This window comes from Nocardioides sp. R-C-SC26, from assembly GCF_021246465.1.
GTDB lineage: Bacteria > Actinomycetota > Actinomycetes > Propionibacteriales > Nocardioidaceae > Nocardioides.
This window is the reverse complement of record NZ_JAHRHK010000032.1, coordinates 1-3,512: the sequence shown is the minus strand read 5'-3', so window position 1 is coordinate 3,512 and position 3,512 is coordinate 1. Positions and strand designations below refer to the sequence as shown.

General features: G+C 71.3%; 5 protein-coding genes. 1 reads left to right on the top strand and 4 read right to left on the bottom strand.

The genetic code is table 11. The features are described from left to right. Window positions 1–100 precede the first annotated feature (100 nt). The 4 genes from rsrA to KSO97_RS17100 form a co-directional block, all read right to left on the bottom strand. Entirely contained in the window at window positions 101–400 is a 300-nt protein-coding gene (rsrA, locus tag KSO97_RS17115; RefSeq protein ID WP_232681374.1) for a mycothiol system anti-sigma-R factor, read from the bottom strand. After that, the gene (locus KSO97_RS17110) at window positions 397–1,083 is read right to left on the bottom strand and encodes a sigma-70 family RNA polymerase sigma factor (RefSeq protein ID WP_232681363.1); all 687 of its coding nucleotides are present in this window, start codon (window positions 1,081–1,083) and stop codon (window positions 397–399) included. Before KSO97_RS17110 ends, rsrA begins: the two co-directional genes overlap by 4 nt. A 121-nt stretch (window positions 1,084–1,204) precedes the next feature. Next, complete coding sequence (locus KSO97_RS17105; protein ID WP_232681360.1) at window positions 1,205–1,846, bottom strand: alpha/beta family hydrolase; 642 nt, start codon at window positions 1,844–1,846, stop codon at window positions 1,205–1,207. 30 nt (window positions 1,847–1,876) lie between these two features. Then, window positions 1,877–2,638 (bottom strand): SOS response-associated peptidase, encoded by a 762-nt coding sequence (locus tag KSO97_RS17100; RefSeq protein ID WP_232681344.1) that lies wholly within the window; start codon window positions 2,636–2,638, stop codon window positions 1,877–1,879. 56 nt (window positions 2,639–2,694) lie between these two features. On the opposite strand from KSO97_RS17100, the gene KSO97_RS17095 reads away from it, so the two are divergent. After that, window positions 2,695–3,189 (top strand): DoxX family protein, encoded by a 495-nt coding sequence (locus tag KSO97_RS17095; RefSeq protein ID WP_232681326.1) that lies wholly within the window; start codon window positions 2,695–2,697, stop codon window positions 3,187–3,189. Window positions 3,190–3,512 lie beyond the last annotated feature (323 nt).

Here is a 3,512-nt window from a genome sequence, read left to right as displayed (position 1 = left end):
CCCCGCCGAGAACCCCGCCCCCCCCCCCCCCCCGCCCGGGGGGTTCGTGTCGTTCTCACGACGGTGACGTGACGCCGCCGAGCGGCGCCAGGGTCGGCGATCAGCCTTCGGTGATCCGGATCTGGACCTCGCGGATCTGGATGCGCACCCGCTCACGCAGGTCGGCCGGGGCCGACTCCGAGCAGGACCGCGCGACCACGGACTTCACGGTCCGCTGCAGGTCGTAGCGGGCCAGACACGGGTTGCAGGTGTCCAGGTGCACGCGGACATCGGCGCAGTCCGCGTCGTCCAGCTCGTTGTCGATGAAGTAGACGATGCGCTCGAGATAGTCGGCACAGTCCTGGGCGGACGGGTCGGCGGGCAGGCCGCCGCCCGCGGGGTGCACGTGGTCGTGGCTCATCGGGTCGCCCCCGTCGCACCGTCGACCGTGCCAGCAGGCAGCAGGTCGTTGACCCGGACGTAGTCGGCGAGCATGTCGCGCAGCTGACGGCGTCCGCGGTGCAGCCGCGACATCACCGTGCCGATCGGGGTGTCCATGATCTCGGCGATCTCCTTGTACGCGAATCCCTCGACGTCGGCCAGGTACACGGCGAGCCTGAACTCCTCGGGCAGGCGCTGCAGCGCCTGCTTGACCTGACTGTCGGGCAGGTGCTCCAACGCCTCGGTCTCGGCCGACTTCAGGCCACCCGAGGTGTGCGACTCCGCACGTGCCAACTGCCAGTCCTCGACGTCCTCGGCCATCGACTGCTGCGGCTGCCGCTGCTTCTTGCGGTAGGTGTTGATGAAGGTGTTGGTCAGGATCCGATACAGCCACGCCTTGAGGTTGGTGCCCGGACGGAACTGGTGGAAGGCCGAGAACGCCTTCGCGAAGGTCTCCTGCACGAGGTCCTCGGCGTCGGCCGGATTGCGGGTCATCCGCAGCGCGGCGGAGTAGAGCTGGTCGAGCAGCGGCAACGCGTCGCGTTCGAAGCGCAGGGCTCGCTCGGCGTCGGTCTCGGTCGCGACGTCGACCTCGCCCGGCGCGCGCTCATCGATCGCGTCGTCGCCCGCGCTCGGGGCCGTCTGGTTCACAGAGTCGTTCATCGTCGCCCAGCCTACGGCCGGACCGGCAGTCACGGCATCGCGGACGACGAGCGCGTCGTCGCCCGAGGCCGGGCGTTCGAGAAGAGCCATCACGACCGGTTCAACAGCAGGTGACGACGGGTCATTCCCCCACGACCTCGCGGACGATCCACTCCAGCACCGACTCGACCAGGATCTCCAGCGCCTGCTCCTGGTCCACCGCCGCCCGCGCGGGGACGGCGAAACCATGGTCACCGCCCGGCACGATCGCCAGATCCAGGTCGTCGGGGAACTCCTCGGGCCGACCGAAAGCGTCCCGCTCGCCCTGCACCACCAAGGTGGCGACTCCGGCCCCCAGCAGCTCGGGCAGCCGCGATGACTCCGGCTTGCCGGGCGGGTGCAGGGGAAAGGCCAGGGCCAGACATCCACGTGCTCCGAGGCCGCTCGCCGTCCGCGTCGCCGACCGGGCGCCGGCCGAGCGACCACCGACCACGAGTGGCGTGCTCCCGCGCAGTTGCGCCGCTGCCGCGACGAACCCGGCGTCCAGGCTCGCCGGCGGCGTCGCGATCCGACGGCCGGCGACGCGCCAGGGCTGCTCGAAGCGCACCACGGTGATCCCGTGCCGTGGCAGATGCTGCGCCAGCGCTTCGAGATCGCGCGTGTCGATCCCGTTGCCTGCCCCGTGACTCAGCAGGAGCGTGACCACCGGACGCCGGGCACGGGAGGTGACCAGACGACCGACGCCGTGGGGTGTTTCGACGTCGCGCGTCACCGGCGCGTTCATGGAGTGACGGACTTCATCGCGGGGTGGATTTCATGCCAGCTCCCAGACGTCGTCGTCGGCGAGGGGTCGCACGAGGTCCGGCCCGTTGTTGCGCACGTTGCCGACGGCGGTCGACACCGCGAAGGCCTCGAGTACGCCCGGGCTGGCCGGTTCGAGGAGGTCGAGAAGGCCGGCGACCGGAGTGCGCGGGTCGAGCCAGGCGTCGCGGCGCTCGGACGTGACCATCAACGGCATCCGGTCGTGGATGCGACCCAGCTCGTCCTCGGCCTCGGTGGTGATGACCGTGCAGGTCCACCGGAAGCGGTCGGGGTCGTCGTCCGCGCGCTCGGGATCCCGCCAGATCTCATAGAGGCCCGCCATCGCCAGCGTTCCGCCGTCACGCGGGCGGATGAAGAACGGCTGCTTGCGCTGCTTCCCGCCGGCGGGAGTCGCCGCGTACCACTCGTAGTAGCCGTCGGCGGGCAGGATGCATCGACGCGCGGCGAACGCCCGTCGGAAGGACGGCTTCTCCGCCACCGTCTCGCTGCGCGCGTTGATCAGGCGGCTGCCGATCGAGGGATCCTTGGCCCACGACGGCACCAGGCCCCAGGTCAGGCTGCGGAGCTGGCGCACCGGCGCGGACGCCTCGCCGTCCTCGCTACGGCGCGGCGGGCGGTCGAGCACCGCGTACACGGGCTTGGTGGGAGCGACGTTGTAGTCGGGCTCGAGCGGCGCCGCGAGATGGCGCTCGAGGACGTCGAACTCCTCCACGAGGTCGTCGGGTTCCCGGGTCGATGCGTACCGGCCGCACATGCCCCTCACCCTAGGGTGTGGCCGCGGCCCATCACCTGGCATCTACCGTGGGCTTCATGTCGCTGAGCCGTCTGATCGCGCGTCCGCTCCTGGCCACCGGGTTCGTCTACGGAGCGGTGACGGCGTTGCGCAACGCCGACGCGCTCGCCCCGAAGGCCGCTCAGGTGACCGATCGGGTGGTGCCCCTGGCGCAGAAGGCGGGGCTCCCGCTGCCCTCGGACACGCGCACGCTGGTGCGCCTCAACGCCGGTGCCCAGATCGTCGGTGGACTCGCGCTCGCGTCCGGCCGCGCGCCGCGCCTCGGAGCTGCCGTGCTGGCCGTCTCGATCGTGCCGACGACGGTCGCGGGTCACGCGTTCTGGGCCGAGACCGACCCGGCAGCAGCGAAGACCCACCGTCTGCAGTTCGCCAAGAACCTCTCCCTGCTCGGCGGAGCGATCATCGCCGCCGGCGACACCGACGGGAAGCCGGGCGTCGCCTGGCGCACCCGCCGAGCCGCCAAGGACGCGCGGCGTGAGGCACGACGTCTGGCTAAGAGGTCGCGCGGGTAGGGGCTGTCGTGGTGGGCGTCGTCCCGGTGCGTGCATGAGTGCCGCCGAGGAGGGAGCCGTGCCGGAGGCACGGCGACCGAGGAGAAGGTGCTCAGGTGCGTGCGGGGGCGGCGCCCGGCCGACATCTGCCCTACCCGTGCGATCTCGAGGACGCTCGACGCGAGGCGAACCTGGTCCGCGCCAAGGTGCGCTGACGCCGCGCCGCCTGCGGGGCAGCCTCGGTAGGCTGCGGCTGTGGGAGTCGATCACTGGCCGGTGCCGTTCGTCGATGAACCTGTCGACCTCGTCGTCGACCTCCCCCGCAGCAAGTCACTCGCGAATCG

Excerpts from the sequence above, each read along its gene's own strand:
- rsrA (WP_232681374.1), bottom strand. The coding sequence starts at position 400 with ATGAGCCACGACCACGTGCACCCCGCGGGCGGCGGCCTGCCCGCCGAC.
- KSO97_RS17110 (WP_232681363.1), bottom strand. The coding sequence starts at position 1,083 with ATGAACGACTCTGTGAACCAGACGGCCCCGAGCGCGGGCGACGACGCG.
- KSO97_RS17105 (WP_232681360.1), bottom strand. The coding sequence starts at position 1,846 with ATGAACGCGCCGGTGACGCGCGACGTCGAAACACCCCACGGCGTCGGT.
- KSO97_RS17100 (WP_232681344.1), bottom strand. The coding sequence starts at position 2,638 with ATGTGCGGCCGGTACGCATCGACCCGGGAACCCGACGACCTCGTGGAG.
- KSO97_RS17095 (WP_232681326.1), top strand. The coding sequence starts at position 2,695 with ATGTCGCTGAGCCGTCTGATCGCGCGTCCGCTCCTGGCCACCGGGTTC.